The sequence below is a fragment of the Cohnella sp. GbtcB17 genome (assembly GCF_019091135.1).
Taxonomy (GTDB): domain Bacteria; phylum Bacillota; class Bacilli; order Paenibacillales; family Paenibacillaceae; genus Cohnella.
Map to the genome: position 1 here is coordinate 1 of NZ_JAGXJW010000053.1, position 17,298 is coordinate 17,298.

17 protein-coding genes are annotated in these 17,298 nt (G+C 56.1%); 11 read left to right on the forward strand and 6 right to left on the reverse strand.

Annotated features, from left to right (window positions below):
• The first annotated feature begins 215 nt into the window (after positions 1-215).
• On the forward strand, positions 216-1,028 hold the full coding sequence (locus KVT38_RS25050) for a YheC/YheD family protein (protein ID WP_217596485.1): 813 nt from the start codon (positions 216-218) through the stop codon (positions 1,026-1,028).
• 58 nt (positions 1,029-1,086) lie between these two features.
• Here KVT38_RS25050 and gyrB read toward each other — a convergent pair whose 3' ends face one another.
• The 6 genes from gyrB to dnaA form a co-directional block, all read right to left on the reverse strand.
• Positions 1,087-2,997, reverse strand: coding sequence for a DNA topoisomerase (ATP-hydrolyzing) subunit B (gene gyrB, locus KVT38_RS25055; RefSeq protein ID WP_217596538.1), 1,911 nt, complete (start codon positions 2,995-2,997; stop codon positions 1,087-1,089).
• Between the two features lie 42 nt (positions 2,998-3,039).
• The gene (gene remB, locus KVT38_RS25060) at positions 3,040-3,288 is read right to left on the reverse strand and encodes an extracellular matrix regulator RemB (protein WP_090116868.1); all 249 of its coding nucleotides are present in this window, start codon (positions 3,286-3,288) and stop codon (positions 3,040-3,042) included.
• Positions 3,289-3,313: 25 nt separating this feature from the next.
• Positions 3,314-4,432 (reverse strand): DNA replication/repair protein RecF, encoded by a 1,119-nt coding sequence (gene recF, locus KVT38_RS25065; protein WP_217596486.1) that lies wholly within the window; start codon positions 4,430-4,432, stop codon positions 3,314-3,316.
• Positions 4,433-4,496: 64 nt separating this feature from the next.
• A complete protein-coding gene (gene yaaA / locus KVT38_RS25070) occupies positions 4,497-4,715 on the reverse strand; it encodes a S4 domain-containing protein YaaA (RefSeq protein ID WP_217596487.1) in 219 nt (72 codons plus the stop codon).
• A gap of 10 nt (positions 4,716-4,725) precedes the next feature.
• Entirely contained in the window at positions 4,726-5,868 is a 1,143-nt protein-coding gene (dnaN, locus tag KVT38_RS25075; RefSeq protein WP_217596488.1) for a DNA polymerase III subunit beta, read from the reverse strand.
• Positions 5,869-6,068: 200 nt separating this feature from the next.
• On the reverse strand, positions 6,069-7,421 hold the full coding sequence (gene dnaA / locus KVT38_RS25080) for a chromosomal replication initiator protein DnaA (RefSeq protein ID WP_217596489.1): 1,353 nt from the start codon (positions 7,419-7,421) through the stop codon (positions 6,069-6,071).
• Positions 7,422-7,898: 477 nt separating this feature from the next.
• Here dnaA and rpmH point away from each other — a divergent pair, with 477 nt between their 5' ends.
• The 10 genes from rpmH to KVT38_RS25130 all read left to right on the forward strand — a co-directional run bounded on the left by rpmH (position 7,899) and on the right by KVT38_RS25130 (position 17,239).
• A complete protein-coding gene (rpmH, locus tag KVT38_RS25085) occupies positions 7,899-8,033 on the forward strand; it encodes a 50S ribosomal protein L34 (RefSeq protein WP_090116863.1) in 135 nt (44 codons plus the stop codon).
• Between the two features lie 92 nt (positions 8,034-8,125).
• On the forward strand, positions 8,126-8,569 hold the full coding sequence (rnpA, locus tag KVT38_RS25090) for a ribonuclease P protein component (protein ID WP_217596490.1): 444 nt from the start codon (positions 8,126-8,128) through the stop codon (positions 8,567-8,569).
• Positions 8,570-8,801: 232 nt separating this feature from the next.
• Positions 8,802-9,632 (forward strand): YidC/Oxa1 family membrane protein insertase, encoded by an 831-nt coding sequence (locus KVT38_RS25095; protein ID WP_217596539.1) that lies wholly within the window; start codon positions 8,802-8,804, stop codon positions 9,630-9,632.
• Positions 9,556-10,173, forward strand: coding sequence for an RNA-binding cell elongation regulator Jag/EloR (jag, locus tag KVT38_RS25100; protein WP_217596491.1), 618 nt, complete (start codon positions 9,556-9,558; stop codon positions 10,171-10,173). Before KVT38_RS25095 ends, jag begins: the two co-directional genes overlap by 77 nt.
• Before the next feature lie 106 nt (positions 10,174-10,279).
• On the forward strand, positions 10,280-11,656 hold the full coding sequence (gene mnmE, locus KVT38_RS25105; protein ID WP_217596492.1) for a tRNA uridine-5-carboxymethylaminomethyl(34) synthesis GTPase MnmE: 1,377 nt from the start codon (positions 10,280-10,282) through the stop codon (positions 11,654-11,656).
• 34 nt (positions 11,657-11,690) lie between these two features.
• Positions 11,691-13,589: a tRNA uridine-5-carboxymethylaminomethyl(34) synthesis enzyme MnmG gene (mnmG, locus tag KVT38_RS25110; protein ID WP_217596493.1), complete on the forward strand. Its 1,899-nt coding sequence runs from the start codon at positions 11,691-11,693 to the stop codon at positions 13,587-13,589.
• Positions 13,589-14,317 carry a 16S rRNA (guanine(527)-N(7))-methyltransferase RsmG gene (rsmG, locus tag KVT38_RS25115; protein ID WP_217596494.1) on the forward strand — a complete coding sequence of 243 codons (729 nt, stop codon included), beginning with the start codon at positions 13,589-13,591 and terminating at the stop codon, positions 14,315-14,317. The genes mnmG and rsmG overlap by 1 nt, the downstream gene beginning before the upstream one ends.
• 426 nt (positions 14,318-14,743) lie before the next feature.
• A complete protein-coding gene (noc, locus tag KVT38_RS25120) occupies positions 14,744-15,577 on the forward strand; it encodes a nucleoid occlusion protein (protein ID WP_217596495.1) in 834 nt (277 codons plus the stop codon).
• A 53-nt stretch (positions 15,578-15,630) separates the two neighbouring features.
• Positions 15,631-16,404: a ParA family protein gene (locus KVT38_RS25125; RefSeq protein ID WP_090116856.1), complete on the forward strand. Its 774-nt coding sequence runs from the start codon at positions 15,631-15,633 to the stop codon at positions 16,402-16,404.
• Entirely contained in the window at positions 16,385-17,239 is an 855-nt protein-coding gene (locus tag KVT38_RS25130) for a ParB/RepB/Spo0J family partition protein (protein WP_217596496.1), read from the forward strand. Before KVT38_RS25125 ends, KVT38_RS25130 begins: the two co-directional genes overlap by 20 nt.
• Positions 17,240-17,298: the final 59 nt, after the last annotated feature.

A 17,298-nucleotide genomic window follows, 5' to 3' on the forward strand; every position in this document is an offset into this window, starting at 1 on the left:
CATTGCGTAATCCATGAACGATTCCCGCAACTCCACCCCGATATCCCGGTCGCGAAGAGGGGAACGCTGTTCCTCGGCCATGCTGATCCTCCTTCAATATCCCTGCACTATTGTCAAATCGCCATGGTCACCCACGGCAGAAGCGTCATACTCTAAAAAAGGATGAATGAAAACATTATACCATATTGATGGCGCGAAAGGTGGCGTGAACGCCGATGCCGATCAGGCGGATCAGCAGTAAATGGGCGAAAACCGAAGCGCTGCTGGCATCTTCGGAGCTGCGCGGGCTCGTGCCCGACACCCGGCCGTTCGATCAGGATACCGTCCGCAGCATGCTCGAACAATATGGCATGATCTACGTGAAGCCGGTGAACGGCACCTTCGGCAAAGGCGTCATTCGCCTTGGCCAATCGACGGGATCCGATGACGGCTACACGCTCCAAGCTGGCGAAAAGCAAATGTCCTTTTCAACCTTCGACGGGATGTTCGACGCGCTGCTGAAGATCAAGCGGCCGCGGCCCTATTTGTCCCAACAGGGGATCGAGCTGCTGAAGCACGAAAACCGCCGGTTCGATTTTCGCGTCATGGTCCAGATGAATCCGGACGGACAGTGGGAGACGACCGGCATCATCGGGAGGCTCGCCCACCCGCGCAAAATCGTCACCAACTACCACGCCGGCGGCACGCCCCTGCCGATGGAGACGCTGATGAAGACGCATTTGGAAAAGGCGGAGCGCACGAGCCGCAGCTACCGACGGGAGCTCTCGAAGCTTGGCGTTGACGTCGCTTCGGCGCTTGGCAAGCGATTCCCGGGACTGAAGGAGATCGGCATCGACGTCGCGGTCGACACCGCGCTTAAGCCCTGGATTCTGGAGGTCAACACGTTGCCCGATCCTTATATCTTCCTGAGGCTGCCCGACCGAAGCGTATACCGCCGCATCCGCAAGTACGCGATAGCCTATGGACGCTTCCGCCGCAGCGCACGCGCTTCCGCGAAGTCCAGACGCCGCGGCGCCGGCAAAAAATAAATGCGCTATATAAAAGCACCCGCTGAACGCATCGCTGCGCCCGGCGGGTGCCGAAGCCTCACACGTCCAGATTCTTGACGTACCTGGCGTACTGGTGGATAAAATCCCGTCGCGGCTCGACGCTGTCTCCCATCAGCGTATCGAAGATCAAGTCGGCCCGGATCGCATCCTCGATCCGCACTTGAAGCATCGTACGGCTGTCCGGATCCATCGTCGTATCCCACAGCTGGTCGGCGTTCATCTCGCCGAGACCCTTGTACCGCTGCACGTTGACCTTGGCGCCTTCGCCGAACTCGGCGATGATCTCGTTGCGCTCGGCCTCGGACTGCGCGTAGCGGACGACCTTGTTGCGCTCGATCTTGAAGAGCGGCGGCTGCGCGATGTAGACGTAGCCCTCTTCAATCAGATTGCGCATGTAGCGATAGAAGAAGGTGAGCAGCAGCGTACGAATGTGCGCGCCGTCGACGTCGGCGTCGGTCATGATGATGATCTTGTGATAACGCGCCTTGGCGATATCGAAGTCGTCGCCGATGCCCGTGCCGAGCGCCGTGATGATCGCTCGAATCTCCGCGTTGGACAGAATCTTGTCCAGCCGCGCCTTCTCGACATTCAGAATCTTGCCCCGCAGCGGCAGGATCGCCTGGAAGTGACGATCGCGGCCCTGCTTGGCCGATCCGCCTGCGGAGTCGCCTTCGACGATGTACAGCTCGCTGATCGAGGCGTCCTTGGACGAGCAATCCGCCAGCTTGCCCGGCAGCGAGCTCACCTCGAGCGCGCCCTTGCGGCGGGTCAGCTCGCGCGCCTTGCGTGCGGCTTCGCGTGCCCGGGACGCCTGAAGGGACTTGTCCACGACCTTGCGCGCGACGGCCGGATTTTCGCCCATGAACTCGAGCAGCTTGTCGGCGAACAACGATTCGACAATGCCTCGCGCCTCGCTGTTGCCGAGCTTGGTCTTCGTCTGGCCTTCGAACTGCGGCTCCGGAATCTTGACCGAGATGATCGCGGTCAGTCCTTCGCGGCAGTCGTCGCCGGTGAGGTTCGACTCGCTCTCCTTGACGAATCCCATCTTGCGCGCATAGTCGTTGATGATCCGGGTGAGCGCGCTCTTGAAGCCCGATTCGTGCGTGCCGCCCTCGTGGGTATTGATATTGTTGGCGAACGAATAGATGTTCTCCGTATAGCCGTCGTTGTACTGCATGGCGATCTCGACCGCGATGGCGTCCTTGGTGCCCTCGACGTAGATCGGCTGCTCGTGCAGCGCCTCCCGCGTACGGTTCAGGTACTGGACGAACTCTTTGATGCCGCCGTCGTATTTGAACGAGTCATGCATGCCCGACCGCTCGTCGGTGAGCGTCAGGTGGATGCCTTTGTTCAGAAACGCAAGCTCTCGAATCCGTCCGACCAGCACATCGTACTCGAATACGGTCGTCTCGGTGAAAATCTCCGGATCCGGCTTGAAGCGCGTCTGCGTGCCGGTATCCTCGGTCTCGCCGATCACCTTGAGATCGTATTGCGGCGCGCCGCGGCGATACTCCTGCTGATGGATCTTGCCGTCGCGCTTGACGGTGACGCTGACCCACTCGGACAAGGCGTTCACGACTGAGATGCCGACGCCGTGCAGACCGCCGGACACCTTGTAGCCTTCGCCGCCGAACTTGCCGCCGGCGTGAAGGACGGTCATAACGACCTCGAGGGTCGACTTCTTCAGCTTGACGTTCTCGCCGTCCGGGATGCCCCGGCCGTTGACGATGACGGTCACGCTGTTGTCTTCATGTATAATGACGTCGACGCGGGTACAATAGCCTGCGAGCGCTTCGTCGATACTGTTGTCGACGACCTCCCAGACAAGGTGATGGAGACCCTTGCCGCTGGTCGACCCGATGTACATGCCGGGACGCTTGCGGACGGCCTCCAACCCTTCGAGCACCTGTATCTGACTCTCATCGTATGTGTTCTGCTGCGAATTCACGGACAACTCTTCCACCGCCTTCTTAACGTTGACGCGCTGCTCCTACAAATCGACCAGATGATGCGCCCGCTTCTTGAGGGTAGAAGACGATATGGGCGAATAATACACTCTCTCCTCGGTGACGACGATAGACTTGGGATCCTCCTCGCCGATCGTCTCCACGATACGGTTTTTCCGGGCCTGCGCCACGAACTGCCGCGACAGCTTCGAGGACTGCTCGATCGAGATATCGAAGATCGCGACGAGCTGCGAAGTCCGGACGATTTTCTCCCCGCCCAGATGAATGTACATATTGAGCCCCTCCACATTCCCTGCCTTAGGGCAGCACGGTACCGCCGCGTACATGATAGATAGCGGCATCCTTGAGCCGGCTCATATTGACGCTCTCCAGTCCCGTCGTCGTGATAAACGTCTGCACGCGGTTCTGAAACGTCTCGATGAGCTGGGTCTGCCGCTCCTGATCAAGTTCGGACAAGACGTCGTCGAGGAGAAGCAGCGGATACTCCCCGATCTCTTCGCGCATGAGCTCCAGCTCCGCCAGCTTGAGCGACAGCGCCGCCGTCCGCTGCTGGCCCTGCGAGCCGAAGGTCTGCACGTCCCTGCCGTTAATGGCAAACGCCAAATCGTCCCGATGCGGACCGATGAGCGTCGTGCCGCGGCGGAATTCCTGTTCCTTGCCTTGTGTTAACTTTAACATAAATTGTTGCAATAAAGAAGATTGATCTTGGGGCGAGGTCCCTTCCTCCGCGGCAAGAGAGGGCTTGTAGACGACGGTCAGCGATTCCTTGCCGCCCGTGATGCCGGCGTGGATCTTCTCCGCCCAGCCTTGCAGCTTATGAATAAAGTTTTGCCTTCTCTGCATCATTTTAACACCTGAGGCAGCTAATTGTTCGTTCCACACATCGAGCATCTCGGCGGAAGCCCTGGAGGCATCCGTGGACTTGAGGTAATTGTTGCGCTGCTGGAGAATTCGCTGATATTGCAGGGAATCGTGCAAGTAGGCCGGATGCACCTGGCCGATCTCCATATCCATGAAGCGGCGCCTGATGCCGGGAGCGCCCTTCACAATGTCGAGGTCCTCGGGGGCGAACAGCACGACGTTGACCGTGCCGACGAAGGCGCTGAGCTTGCGCTGCTCGAGGCCGTTGATCTTCGCTTTCTTGCCCTGCGCGGAGAGCTGAAGCTCCAGCGTGACCTTGCCGAGCTTGCGCTCGATCTCGGCTTCGATGCGCGCGGACGTCGCGTTCCAGCCGATCAGCTCGCGATCCTTGGACGTGCGGTGCGACTTGGTCAATGCGAGCACGTGGATGGTCTCCAGCAGGTTGGTCTTGCCCTGCGCGTTGGGCCCGATGATGATGTTGACGCCTGCGGCCGTCGCCAGCGACAGTTCGCCGTAGTTGCGGTAGCCATGCAGTGCGATCTTGTTCAGCTGCATGCGGGACTTCCTCTCTGGTCTGTCCGGCGGCGGCGCGTGCGAACGACGGCCGTCCCCGCGCAGACTACGGCTTGGCGCGGACGGCGAAGCTGCCGCAGCCGGCCACTTCGATGACGTCGCCCGGACGCAGCTTGCGTCCGCGGCGGTTTTCTTTTTCTCCGTTCACAATCACTTCGTTCTCTTGCAGGAAATGCTTCACTTCGCCGCCGGAGCCGATGCAATCGCCCAGCTTGAGCAGCTGCTGAAGCTGGATATATTCGGTCGAGATCTCGATTTCCTTCATGAGGCGCTCCTCAATTCGTCGTCCGGTAAGGGAGAATGAGATGCAAGCTGTTGTCGTGATCGCGCGGTTTGAAGATGATCGGGCTCATCGCGCCGTTAAAACCGATGTAAAGCTGCTCGCTCTCGATCACCTTCAGCACGTCAAGCATATATTTGGAGTTGAAGGCGATGCGCAGGGGCTCGCCGGTCAGATCCGTCACGTCCAGGTGCTCCTGTACGCGTCCAAGCTCGGAGGAGCTTGAATTGATCTCGATATTGCCGTCTTCCGTCGTCAGCAGGCGAACGATGTTCGTCTTTTCTTCGCGCGAGAGCAGGTAGGCGCGGTCGATCGCGTCGCTGAGCGATTTTGTGTTCAGGACGAGTTCTGTTTTGAACTGGCTCGGAATAATCTTGGAAGTGTCGGGATAAGCGCCGTCGAGCATCCGGGAAAAGAACAGCACTTCGCCGAGCTTGAACAGCACCTGATTGTCCGCTACGACGATGTCGACGAGGGTGTTCTGGTCGGGAATGATCTTCGACAGCTCGTTCAGCGTCTTGCCCGAGATGACCACGCCGCTGAACTTCAGCGCGGGATCGGTGTCGATGTTCGTCTTGCAGGTGGCCAGCCGGTGACGGTCGGTCGCGACGAACTTGAACACGCCCTCTTGGAGACTCCAGAGCACGCCGGTCAGAATCGGGGTCGATTCGTTGGTCGTCACGGCAAATACCGTCTGGCGAATCATGGACCGCAGCAAATCTCCGGGAATCGAAAATACACGGTCTTCTTCCAATATCGGCAGAACGGGGAACTCCTCCGGATCGAGCCCGACGAGCTGAATCTCGGTTGCGCCGGAATGAATGAGCGTCTGGAAGCGTTCGCCGACTTCAAGATTGACTTCTTCATGCGGCAGCTTCTTGACGATCTCGACGAAAAACTTGGCCGGAAGCACGACGCTCCCTGGACGTTCAACCTTTACGACTGTCTTGCTGGCGGATTCAAGCGGAATGAAGTGTTGAATGGAAATGTCGGTGTCGCTGGCGGTCAACGTGACGCCGCGGTCGCTCACATCTATTTTAATGCCGCTCAGAATCGGTATCGTACTCCGTGCGGATACCGCCTTGGATACGTTTTGAACCGCCTCGTTTAACTCCGTGCGCAATATCGTCAATTTCAACGGGATCACCTCGTCTATTCGCCTTAATGTTATGGTCTTAAAAAGATAGTCGTAGTAGTAGGGGCCCTGAATATGTGGATAAGCCCAAAATAGCCGAAAGCGACAACCTATCCACATGTGTATGAGTTGTGCATAGGTTTTTTTGTTATTCACGTTTTAAATGCCGCGTTTTTGTCCACAGGTGGATATCGAGGTTGCGTTTACGTCAGGTTTTTGATCTTCTCCGTCAGGTTGCCGACGATCTTGTACAGCTCGGCGTCGACCTTCAACTGCTGCGAGATCTTCTCGTGGGCATGGATGACCGTCGTGTGGTCTCTGCCGCCGAAGTTGTCCCCGATCTTGGGGAGCGAATAATCTGTCAGCTCGCGGGACAAATACATGGCGATCTGCCTCGGGAAGGCGACGGCCTTCGTACGCTTGCGCGCCTTGAAGTCCTCGAGCTTGAGTCCGTAGAATTCGCCTACGCGCTGCTGGATATCCTGTATGGTGATGAGCCGGTTGCGTCCGTTCGGCAAAATATCCTTGAGCGCCTCGGCGGCAAGGTGTGTGGACACGTCCTGGTTCGTGAGCGACGAATAAGCGACGATGCGAATAAGGGCGCCCTCGAGCTCCCGGATGTTCGAATCGATCATATTCGCGATGTAGACCATCGCTTCGTTCGGAATATCCAGGTTCTCCGCCTTCGCCTTCTTGCGGAGGATCGCGATGCGCGTCTCGAGGTCCGGCGGCTGGATGTCCGTGATCAGTCCCCACTCGAAGCGCGAGCGCAGGCGCTCCTCGAGCGTCGGGATCTCCTTGGGCGTGCGGTCGCTGGAGATGATGATCTGCTTGCTCTCTTCGTGCAGCGCGTTAAATGTGTGGAAAAACTCCTCTTGCGTCCCGTCCTTGCCGGCGAGGAACTGGATATCGTCGATCAGCAGCACGTCGATGTTGCGATACTTGTTGCGGAAGCTCTCGCCGCGGTTGTCCCGGATCGCATTGATGAATTCGTTCGTGAACTTCTCCGACGATATGTAGAGTACCTTCGAAGACGGGTTGTGCTCCAAAATATAATGGCCGATCGCGTGCATCAAGTGGGTCTTGCCCAATCCTACGCCTCCATAAAGGAAGAGCGGATTGTACGCCTTGGCCGGCGCTTCTGCGACCGCGAGGGAAGCGGCATGGGCGAACCGGTTGCCGGCGCCGATGACGAACGTATCGAAGGTGTACTTCGGGTTGAGCATATGTCCAACCGGTTCCTCGGGTCCCGCGTTTTTGACGACGGGTATGGCCGGGAAGGGCGCGGGCGGCTCCGGCGACCGGAATTCCTCGATTGCGAACCGAACCTCCACCGGGTGGTCCAGATAATCAGCCAACGTCGAAGAGACGAGCTTCTTGTACCTGTTCTCCAGCCATTCCGCCGCAAAGGTGGTGGGAGCGGTTACAACCACTGTCTCGTCATTAAGGAAATTCGCTTTGGTGGCTTTGAACCACGTATCGTAACTCGGCTTGCTTAATTTTGTCTGGATGACCGACAAGACCTGCTGCCAGATCTCGTTCGTACGGCTGTCCACATGGAGTCACTCCTTTAACCCGTCAGGCGGACAAGAGGGAGGGCGGCGATGTCGAAGGATGTCCTTTGCAACAAGTTATCCACACAATTCCTCTTTATTCTTTAGCGAGATGTCCATAAGAAGGGATTTTGTTCACAGATTTATGCACAGGGTGTTAATAAAAAGAGGTTTAACAGCCGTTATCCACGTCGAATGGGTGAACTTATCATAGCAGATGAGCCCGCTTAATTCAACGGAATTTGCCCTGTTATCCACAATTTCAATAACTTGTGGATGAATTCTGTGCACAACACAAGATATTGTTGATATTCTGTGCGAAGATTCGACAAAATGAGCGAAGAGTCTTTTTTCTCTCTCTTTTTATGCACATGTGAATATCTTCCGAAACCGCCCGCTGTTGAATTCATTGACTTCTGGGCGTCGTTATGGTTAAATAAATGGACATATGAGTTCTTTTTGTAAGGGAGGTATCAAGAAGTGGGACCGACATTTAAGCCGAACGTGAACAAGCGGAAGAAGGTACACGGATTCCGCAGCCGGATGAGCTCGAAGAACGGACGCAAGGTTCTCGCCGCTCGTCGTCAGAAGGGCCGCAAAGTATTGTCCGCTTAAGGATAAAGACCACGTGAGGTGGTCTTTTTTCATGTATATGGGAATAATTGATGAACGGACTACAGTCCATAATCCGGCGATGAGGGATAAGGATGGAAAGAAAACTGCGGCTGCGAAGCAAGGAAGACTTCAGCCGTATCTATAGAAGCGGAAAATCGTTCGCGAATTCGCAGTTCGTCGTCTACTGGCGCCGCAAGCCGGATCCGGGGCTGTACCGGCTGGGCATCTCGGTGAGCAGCAAGCTGGGAGGCGCCGTCGTCCGCAACCGCATGCGGCGGATGATTAAAGAGATCGTCCGGCTTAACGGCTCGCGCATCGTCGAAGGCACCGACCTGGTCCTGATCGTGCGCAAGCCTGCGATCTCTCTTCCTTATATAGAGATGGAGCGCAGCGTGCTTCACGTGCTCCGCAAAGCGGGTCTCATCAAGGGCTCCACGCCGGCTCCCGCGCAGGACAGAAGGCCCTACCGTTCGGGCCCCGGCGGAGGCAAGCCGAAGACGCCAGGAGGCGCCCCGCGAACTTTCCATTGCCAATAATCTTATGGTATAGTTGACTTGTGTTTTGGGCTTTGAAAGAGACGGATCTGCCCCTCGGTTCCGGGACGGCGAATTCGTACGGATGCATGAACGGCGATTCTTTTTTCTGTCGTTTCGCCTATTCCGGGATCCCCGCAAAGTCCCGATTCGGCTTCGAAGTCACGGCTCCGCCATGGCGGGGTATTTTAGAGGGGAGTTTTGAGGTTTGTTGTTGCGCAATCGCAAATTCTGGATGGTCTCCGGTCTCCTGGTTTCCTTGATGGTCTTCCTGTCCGGATGTACGCCGCCGACGACGCGGAAGACGACCGAAGATCTGGCCAATAGCCACGGCTGGTGGGACAGCAACGTCGTGTACTGGTTCTCGCTCATGCTGGACAAGTTCGCCGATTGGTTCGGCGGCGAGTACGGCCTCGCGATCCTTCTGCTCGTGATCATCGTGCGGACGATTATTCTGCCGCTTATGATCAAGCAGTACAAGAGCACGAAGGCGATGCAGAAGCTGCAGCCGCAGATGAAGGAGATCCGCGAGAAGTACAAGGACGACACCCGCAAGCAGCAGGAAGAGATGATGAAGCTCTATCAGGAGCATCAGGTCAACCCGCTCGCAGGCTGCTTCCCGCTGATCATTCAGATGCCGATCTTTATCGCGCTGTACCGTGCCATTACCGTCAATGCCAACGTTTATGAGCATACATTCCTGTGGCTCCAGCTCGGCAAGCCGGACAAGTTTTACATTCTCCCGATCATCGCTGCGCTGACCACGTTTGTTCAATCGAAGATGATGCAGTCCCAGCAGCCTCAACAGATGGCCGCGATGAAGGGCCTGATGCTGATCTTCCCGGTGTTGATCTTCGTCATGGCGCTCTCGTTCCCGGCCGCGCTTCCGCTTTACTGGATCTACAGTAATATCTACACCATCACGCAGAACTATTTCATGTATGGACGCAAAGCCGAGCCGCAAGGCAACGGCAAGGAGGCCATCGCAGATGAAAAAGGTCGAAGCAACAGGAAAGTCGGTGGAGGAAGCGGTAAGAAAAAGCCTCGTCACTCTCGGGGTAAGTGAGGACCGCGTTAAAGTAACCGTGCTCGAGCAGCCCAGCAAAGGGCTGTTCGGCCTGATCGGCGCCAAGGAAGCCCGCGTGCAGCTGGAACTGCTGCCGGACGGCATCGATCACGCGGTTGCTTTTCTTCAGGAAGTAACCGGCGCCATGCATTCGGCCGTGACGATCGAACGGGACGACGGCAGAGACGAAGTCTTGCTCAACTTGTCCGGCGCCAACCTGGGCATGCTGATCGGACGCAGAGGGCAAACGCTCGATGCGCTTCAGTATCTGACCAACATCGTCGCGAATCGTCATTCGGATCGTCATCTGCGCATCGTTCTCGATGCGGAACAGTTCCGCAAGAGACGGAGGGAGACGCTCGAAGCCTTATCCGATCGAATGGCGCTGCGCGCCGTGAAGACGAGGAAGGACATCATGCTCGAGCCGATGAGTTCCTCCGAACGGAAGGTCATCCATGCGAGACTCCAAGGCCATCCGCAAGTGCGCACCTACAGTCAAGGCGATGAACCGAACCGCTGCGTCGTCATTGCTATCAAGTGAATGAATGTCCAACGCAATGGCTTGCAGACGCAAGCGGACCATTGCGTTTTTTGTTTATGGCAGGGGTTGGGGATTTTATGAGCTTAACGCTAAATGAGGGAACGATATGAATGAAGATACGATAGCGGCGGTAGCGACGGCGCTCGGAGAAGGCAGCATTGCGGTAGTTCGGGTCAGCGGCGCGGAGGCGATCGGCAAGGTCGCGCCGCTGTTCAAGTCGCGAGAAGACCTGCGCGACGTGCCGACGCATACCGTGCATTATGGATGGATTCGCGATCCTGCGAGCGGGGACGTGCTTGATGAGGTGCTAGTTACCGTCATGAGGGGGCCGCGCTCGTTCACGGCGGAGGATATCGTCGAGATCAGCACCCATGGGGGCGTCGTCGCGGTCCAGTCGGTGTTGGAGCTGCTGTTGCGCAGCGGCATACGCATGGCCGAGCCTGGCGAGTTTACGAAGCGCGCCTTTCTGAACGGCCGGATCGATCTCGCTCAGGCGGAGGCGGTCATCGATCTGATCCGCTCGAAGTCCTCGAAGGCATTCCAAGTGGCGCGCAAGCAGGCAGAGGGGGCGCTGTCGAAGCGCCTTGCACCGCTTAAGGAGCAGTTGATCGAGCTGCTCGCGCATGTCGAGGTCAATATCGACTACCCCGAGCATGATGTCGCGGAGGTAACGGCCGGTGTCATCCGGGATCGCTGCGGCATCGTGCTTCAACAGGTGGAGACGCTGCTGAAGACGGCCGCGGAGGGGAAGATCTTGCGCGAGGGCATCGTGACGGCGATCGTGGGGCGTCCGAATGCGGGTAAGTCGTCGCTGCTGAACGCGCTCGTGAAGGAGAATCGGGCGATCGTCACCGACATTCCCGGCACGACGCGCGACATCGTCGAGGAATCGGTCACGCTGTCGGGCATTCCGCTGCGGCTGCTCGATACAGCCGGCATACGGGAGACGGAGGATGTCGTCGAACGGATCGGCGTGGAGCGCTCGCGCGGCGCACTGGGCGATGCGGATCTGATTCTGCTCGTGTTAAGCAGAAGCGATAAGCTTCACGAGGAAGAACGGCGGCTGCTGGAGGAGTTGAAGGACAGGCCGACGATCGTTATTCTGAACAAGTCGGACCTGGCGCCTCGTCTCGATGAGGGAGAGATACGCTCGCTCTATCCGGCGGAGCGGGTCGTCTCCCTGTCCGCCAAGGAAGGCATGGGCATGGACGATCTCGAACGGGCCGTCTCCAAGCTGTTTATGAGCGGCGGCATCGAGTCGGGGGATGCTACGTATGTTAGCAATGTACGGCACATCTCGTTATTGCATGCTGCGTCGCGCTCGCTGCAGGATGCGATCGACGGCGCGGAGCAGGGGCTGCCCGTCGATCTGATTCAGATCGACCTCGCAGCGGCTTGGGAGTCGCTCGGGGAGATCGTCGGCGACACAGCTTCGGAATCGCTGCTCGATCAAATATTTTCAAAATTTTGTTTGGGAAAATAAATATTTACAACTTATATAAAGGAGTGTATCCACAGTGGGATATCTAGCAGGCGAGTACGACGTCATCGTCGTCGGCGCCGGGCATGCAGGTGTGGAAGCAGCGCTGGCGGCTGCACGAATGGGCTGCGAGACGCTGCTGCTGACGATCAACTTGGACATGATCGCATTTATGCCTTGCAACCCTTCCGTTGGGGGACCGGCGAAGGGACACGTCGTTCGCGAGATCGATGCGCTTGGCGGCGAGATGGGACGCAACATCGACAAGACGTTTATTCAGATGCGGATGCTGAATACGGGTAAAGGGCCGGCCGTGCATGCGCTTCGCGCGCAAGCCGACAAGTTCTTGTACCAGCATGCGATGAAGGAGACGATCGAGCGGGAGGAGAAGCTGACGCTTCGTCAAGGGATGGCCGAAGAGCTGATCGTCGAAGACGGCGTATGCCGGGGCGTCGTCACGAAGACAGGTGCGGAATATCGCTCCAAGACTGTCGTCATCACGACTGGCACCTATTTGCGCGGCAAAGTCATTATGGGCGAGCTGATGTATGAGAGCGGCCCGAACAATCAACAGCCTTCGGTGAAGCTGTCCGAGTCGCTGCGTGAGAACGGGCTGAAGCTCGTACGCTTCAAGACGGGCACGCCGCCGCGCGTTCACAAGGATACGATCGACTTTTCGAAGACGGAGATTCAGCCGGGCGACGACAAGCCGAAGTATTTCTCCTATGAAACGGAATACTCGGAGCGTGCAGGTGAGCAGCTTCCTTGCTGGCTCACGTATACGTCCGAAGAGACGCACAAGATCATTAACGACAATCTCCACCGGGCACCGATGTTCTCCGGCGCGATCGAGGGGACGGGCCCGCGCTACTGTCCGTCGATCGAAGACAAGATCGTTCGTTTTGCCGACAAGCCGAAGCATCAGATCTTTCTGGAGCCTGAAGGGGCGAACACGAAGGAATATTATGTGCAAGGTCTGTCGACGAGCATGCCGGAGGACGTTCAGCTGCAAATTCTTCGGTCGATTCCCGGACTGGAGCAGGTGGAGATGATGCGTACCGGCTATGCGATCGAATATGATGCGGTCGTGCCGACGCAGCTGTGGCCCTCTCTAGAGACAAAGGTCATCTCCAACTTGTTCACCGCAGGTCAGATTAACGGCACGTCCGGCTATGAAGAAGCTGCGGGACAAGGCATTATGGCCGGCATTAACGCTGCGCGCAAAGCGCAGGATAAGGAACCGGTCATCATCGACCGTTCACAAGGATATATCGGCGTTATGATCGACGATCTCGTCACCAAAGGAACGAACGAGCCGTATCGTCTGCTCACGTCCCGCGCGGAATATCGTCTGCTTCTCCGTCACGACAACGCGGATCTGCGACTCACTCCGCTGGGCAAGGAGATCGGTCTCATTTCGGACGCACGGTTTGCTTTGTTCGAGGAAAAGAAGCAGAAGGTGGAGGCGGAGCTTGCGCGACTGAAGGAAGTCCGGATTCGGCCGGACGAAGCTACGCAAGCGCTATTGGCTTCGATCGATTCAGCAATGCTTCAAAATACGGTCGACGGCATCACGCTGCTTCGCCGCCCTGAAGTGACGTATGCGCATATCGAGAGCTTCTCGCCCTCTCCTGTAGCTTTGTCCGAAGATATGAAAGAACAGGTTGAGATTCAGGTCAAATACACGGGCTACATTGAAAAGCAGCTCGCGCAAGTAGAGAAGCTTGCGAAGATGGAGAAGAAGCGCATTCCCGACGACATCGACTACGGCGCGGTGCACGGCTTGGCGACCGAGGCCAAGCAAAAGCTGCATCAGATTCGTCCGCTTAATATCGGGCAGGCTTCGCGGATCTCCGGCGTGACACCGGCCGACTTGTCTATATTGCTCGTGCACCTGGAGCATTATAATCGCGTGACGGCGGCTAGGAGCAGCTAATGACGGACGAACTACAGCGTTGGTTTGCTGAGCGGGTCCAAGCCGACCTAGGCATTGAGCTGAGCGACGCTCAGCTCAATCAATATGAGACGTACTACCGCCTGCTTGTCGAGTGGAACGAAAAAATGAATCTCACGGGCATTACGGAGCGCGGCGCCGTTTATGAGAAACATTTTTACGACTCATTGACTTTGGGCGTTCTGCCCGAAGCGGTATCGGCACGCAGCATGGCGGACATCGGGGCGGGAGCCGGCTTCCCGTCCATTCCTTTTAAGATCGCATTTCCCCAACTGGAAGTAACGATCGTCGACTCATTGGCCAAGCGCATTCGATTTTTGCAAACGGTGGTCGATGAATTGAAACTGAACAGCGCTGTGCTCGTGCATGGAAGAGCGGAGGACATCGGTCGATTAGGGGATCATCGAGACCGGTACGACCTTGTGACTGCCCGTGCCGTCGCTCGGCTGGCAGGACTGAATGAGCTCTGCCTGCCTTTCGTCAAATCCGAAGGACACTTCGTTGCCATGAAGGGCACAGATCATGCAGTCGAGCTTGAAGAGAGCGCCAGAAGCATACGACTGCTGAATGCGAAGCTTAGATATACCCGGTCGCTTCAGCTGCCGCTAGAGCAATCCGAGCGTCAGCTTATCGTGATCGGGAAGCTTGGAAAGACGCCAAAAGAATATCCTCGCAAAGCGGGAATCCCACTTAAGCAGCCTCTGATTTAGATTCATGTTCCACGTGAAACAAATTCGCCATATTTTCGTGTTTCACGTGGAACAAATCAACCTCCAAAGCGAGGAAACTCTTTTCAAGAGAAGGATTCAGGCGTACAATAGAGAATATAAATAGTATTGCAAAATCGTCGTGCCGCATATGCGCCTCGGAGGCGTGAAATGGCGGCGCTTTTTTCGTCACTCAGAACCTCCGGCATGGTTCAATCCTTGCCTTTTCTCCATGCACAGAACACTTAGGATAGTCCGTTTCTGCATGCGAAAATCCTGTCTTCTAAGGTTCCTGTCGAATAGGGTGTAGATACGAGTCGTTTTATAGGCTGAACCAGACTCTATTCGTCTGTTGTTAGCGTGCTAGATGTGGAGCGAATTAGCGTTTACCGGAACCTCATTACAGATGAACGTGGTGGGATGGAAGACATGAGAGAACCGTTATCTCGTTTGTTCGGATTGTCCGAACGGAGCGGCCAGGAAGAAGTTCGGCAGATTGCCGTCGTGGATATCGTCCCGAGCCCCTATCAACCCAGGTCTGTCTTTGATGACGACCGGATCGACGAGCTATGTCAGACGATCAAGACACTTGGCATCATACAGCCGATCGTAGTCCGTGTCCGGGAAGGCAAATACGAGCTCATAGCGGGAGAACGCCGCTGGCGGGCGGTCACCAAGCTGGGGATGGAACAGATCCCGGCTATTGTAAGAGAAATTAATGATTCTCAAGCTGCCTCGATGGCGCTGATTGAAAATCTTCAACGCGAAGGCCTGACCTCAATTGAGGAAGCCGTCGCGTATCAGAAGCTAATCGATCTGCACCAGTTGACGCAAGAAAGTTTGGCTCAGCGATTAGGGAAAAGTCAGTCCACGATTGCCAACAAGATTCGGCTTCTTCAGCTGGGCGATAACGTTAAGCTTGCGCTGATGGAACGCAAAATTACGGAGCGTCATGCGCGCGCCATGCTGGCGCTGCCGACCGAAGAAGCGCAGGACAAGCTTTTGCAAGAGATCATCGATAAAGAGCTCAACGTGAAACAGACGGAAACGCGCGTCGCTTTTCTCCTTGAGGCGAGTAAACCTGCCAAATCCCGGCGCGTGTCCTTCTCCAAGGACATTCGGCTCGCTATCAATACAATACGGCAATCGGTCGATATGGTGACCGGATCGGGCATCCCGATCAAGTCGAGCGAGCGCGAACTGGACGATCATATCGAGATCGTCATTCAGATACCGAAGAAAAACAACAGCAATCCAAGCTAGTTGGGAGCTATGAGAATCCAGCAAGTTAGGCGGCTGACGATGAGGTGAACGGGTTGTCCAAAATTATTGCCATTGCCAATCAAAAGGGCGGTGTCGGCAAAACGACAACGGCTGTCAACCTTGGCGCATGTCTGTCCACGTTGGGGCGTAAAGTGCTCATCGTGGACATCGACGCTCAGGGAAATACGACAAGCGGTGTCGGTATCAATAAAGCCGATGTGGAATATTGCATCTATGATATCTTAATCAACGAGATCCACCCCAAACAGGCGATTGTCGATACGGCTCTGCCGAATCTAAAGCTCATTCCTGCGACGATTCAGCTCGCAGGCGCCGAGATCGAGCTGGTGCCGACCATCTCCCGTGAGGTTCGCCTCAAAAAGGCGCTGGCTATGGTACGCAATGAATTCGATTATATTTTGATCGATTGTCCGCCGTCTTTAGGCATTCTGACGATCAATTCGCTGACGGCATCCGATTCGGTCATCATTCCAATTCAGTGCGAGTACTACGCGCTCGAAGGATTGAGCCAGCTGCTCAATACGATTCGGCTCGTCCAAAAGCATCTGAACACTTCGCTTCAAATCGAAGGCGTTCTGCTGACGATGTTCGATGCCCGCACGAATCTCGGCATTCAAGTCATCGAAGAAGTGAAAAAGTACTTCCAACAAAAAGTCTATCAGACGGTTATCCCGCGCAACGTGCGTCTCAGCGAGGCGCCATCGCACGGACAATCGATCATCACATACGATCCCAGATCCAAAGGGGCCGAGGTTTATCTCGAGCTGGCGAAGGAAGTGATTACGTATGAGCAAGCGGCTAGGTAAAGGTCTGGATGCGCTGATCACGTCGCTCTCTATCAAGGAAGACGATAAGATCGTAGAGATTCCGTTGGCGCAGCTCCGCGCGAATCCCTATCAACCGCGCAAGACATTCGAAGAAGAAGCGATCAAGGAACTGGCGGAATCGATTCGCGAGCATGGCGTCATTCAGCCGATCATCGTTCGCACGGCACTCCGCGGCTTCGAGATCATTGCGGGTGAACGACGCTTCAGAGCATCGCAGCTCTTGGGCAATCCGACGATACCTGCAGTTGTTCGTGCTTATAGCGATCAACAGGTTATGGAGATCGCGTTGATCGAGAACGTACAGCGCGAGGACCTGAACGCGATTGAAGTGGCTATCGCCTATCAATCGATCATGAATCAGTTCGCTCTGACGCAAGAAGAGCTGTCGCTAAAGGTGGGCAAGTCCCGTTCTCACATTGCCAACTTCCTGCGATTGCTTGCACTGCCGGACGAGATTAAAGAACATGTTTCACGTGGAACATTGTCGATGGGTCACGCAAGAGCGTTGGCAGGGATTAAAGAAGACGCCAAACGTAAAGACCTGGCCAAGCAAACGTTGGCTAACAATTGGAGCGTCCGCGAGCTCGAGAATGCCGTACAGCAAATGGATGCAGTCGTTAAGGGCAAAACGGTAAAAGCGAAGGCTAAGAAGCGCGATCCTTATATCGAGGAAATCGAGGAGACGCTCCGAGAAAGGTTCCAGACGACGGTGCGAATCAAGCCAAACAAGGACAAGGGACGCATCGAGCTGGCTTACTTCAGCAAAGGGGACCTGGAGCGACTGCTGGAGATTCTGCAAGCGATCAAAGCATAAGATCTGCCATCCACGATCGAAGGCTCGTGGCGGAAGCGGAGAATAAAACGGCTTCGCGC

Excerpts from the sequence above, each read along its gene's own strand:
- KVT38_RS25050 (WP_217596485.1), top strand. The coding sequence starts at position 216 with ATGCCGATCAGGCGGATCAGCAGTAAATGGGCGAAAACCGAAGCGCTG.
- remB (WP_090116868.1), bottom strand. The coding sequence starts at position 3,288 with ATGTACATTCATCTGGGCGGGGAGAAAATCGTCCGGACTTCGCAGCTC.
- recF (WP_217596486.1), bottom strand. The coding sequence starts at position 4,432 with ATGCAGCTGAACAAGATCGCACTGCATGGCTACCGCAACTACGGCGAA.
- yaaA (WP_217596487.1), bottom strand. The coding sequence starts at position 4,715 with ATGAAGGAAATCGAGATCTCGACCGAATATATCCAGCTTCAGCAGCTG.
- rnpA (WP_217596490.1), top strand. The coding sequence starts at position 8,126 with ATGGAAAGAAAACTGCGGCTGCGAAGCAAGGAAGACTTCAGCCGTATC.
- KVT38_RS25095 (WP_217596539.1), top strand. The coding sequence starts at position 8,802 with ATGGTCTCCGGTCTCCTGGTTTCCTTGATGGTCTTCCTGTCCGGATGT.
- jag (WP_217596491.1), top strand. The coding sequence starts at position 9,556 with ATGAAAAAGGTCGAAGCAACAGGAAAGTCGGTGGAGGAAGCGGTAAGA.
- mnmE (WP_217596492.1), top strand. The coding sequence starts at position 10,280 with ATGAATGAAGATACGATAGCGGCGGTAGCGACGGCGCTCGGAGAAGGC.
- rsmG (WP_217596494.1), top strand. The coding sequence starts at position 13,589 with ATGACGGACGAACTACAGCGTTGGTTTGCTGAGCGGGTCCAAGCCGAC.
- noc (WP_217596495.1), top strand. The coding sequence starts at position 14,744 with ATGAGAGAACCGTTATCTCGTTTGTTCGGATTGTCCGAACGGAGCGGC.
- KVT38_RS25130 (WP_217596496.1), top strand. The coding sequence starts at position 16,385 with ATGAGCAAGCGGCTAGGTAAAGGTCTGGATGCGCTGATCACGTCGCTC.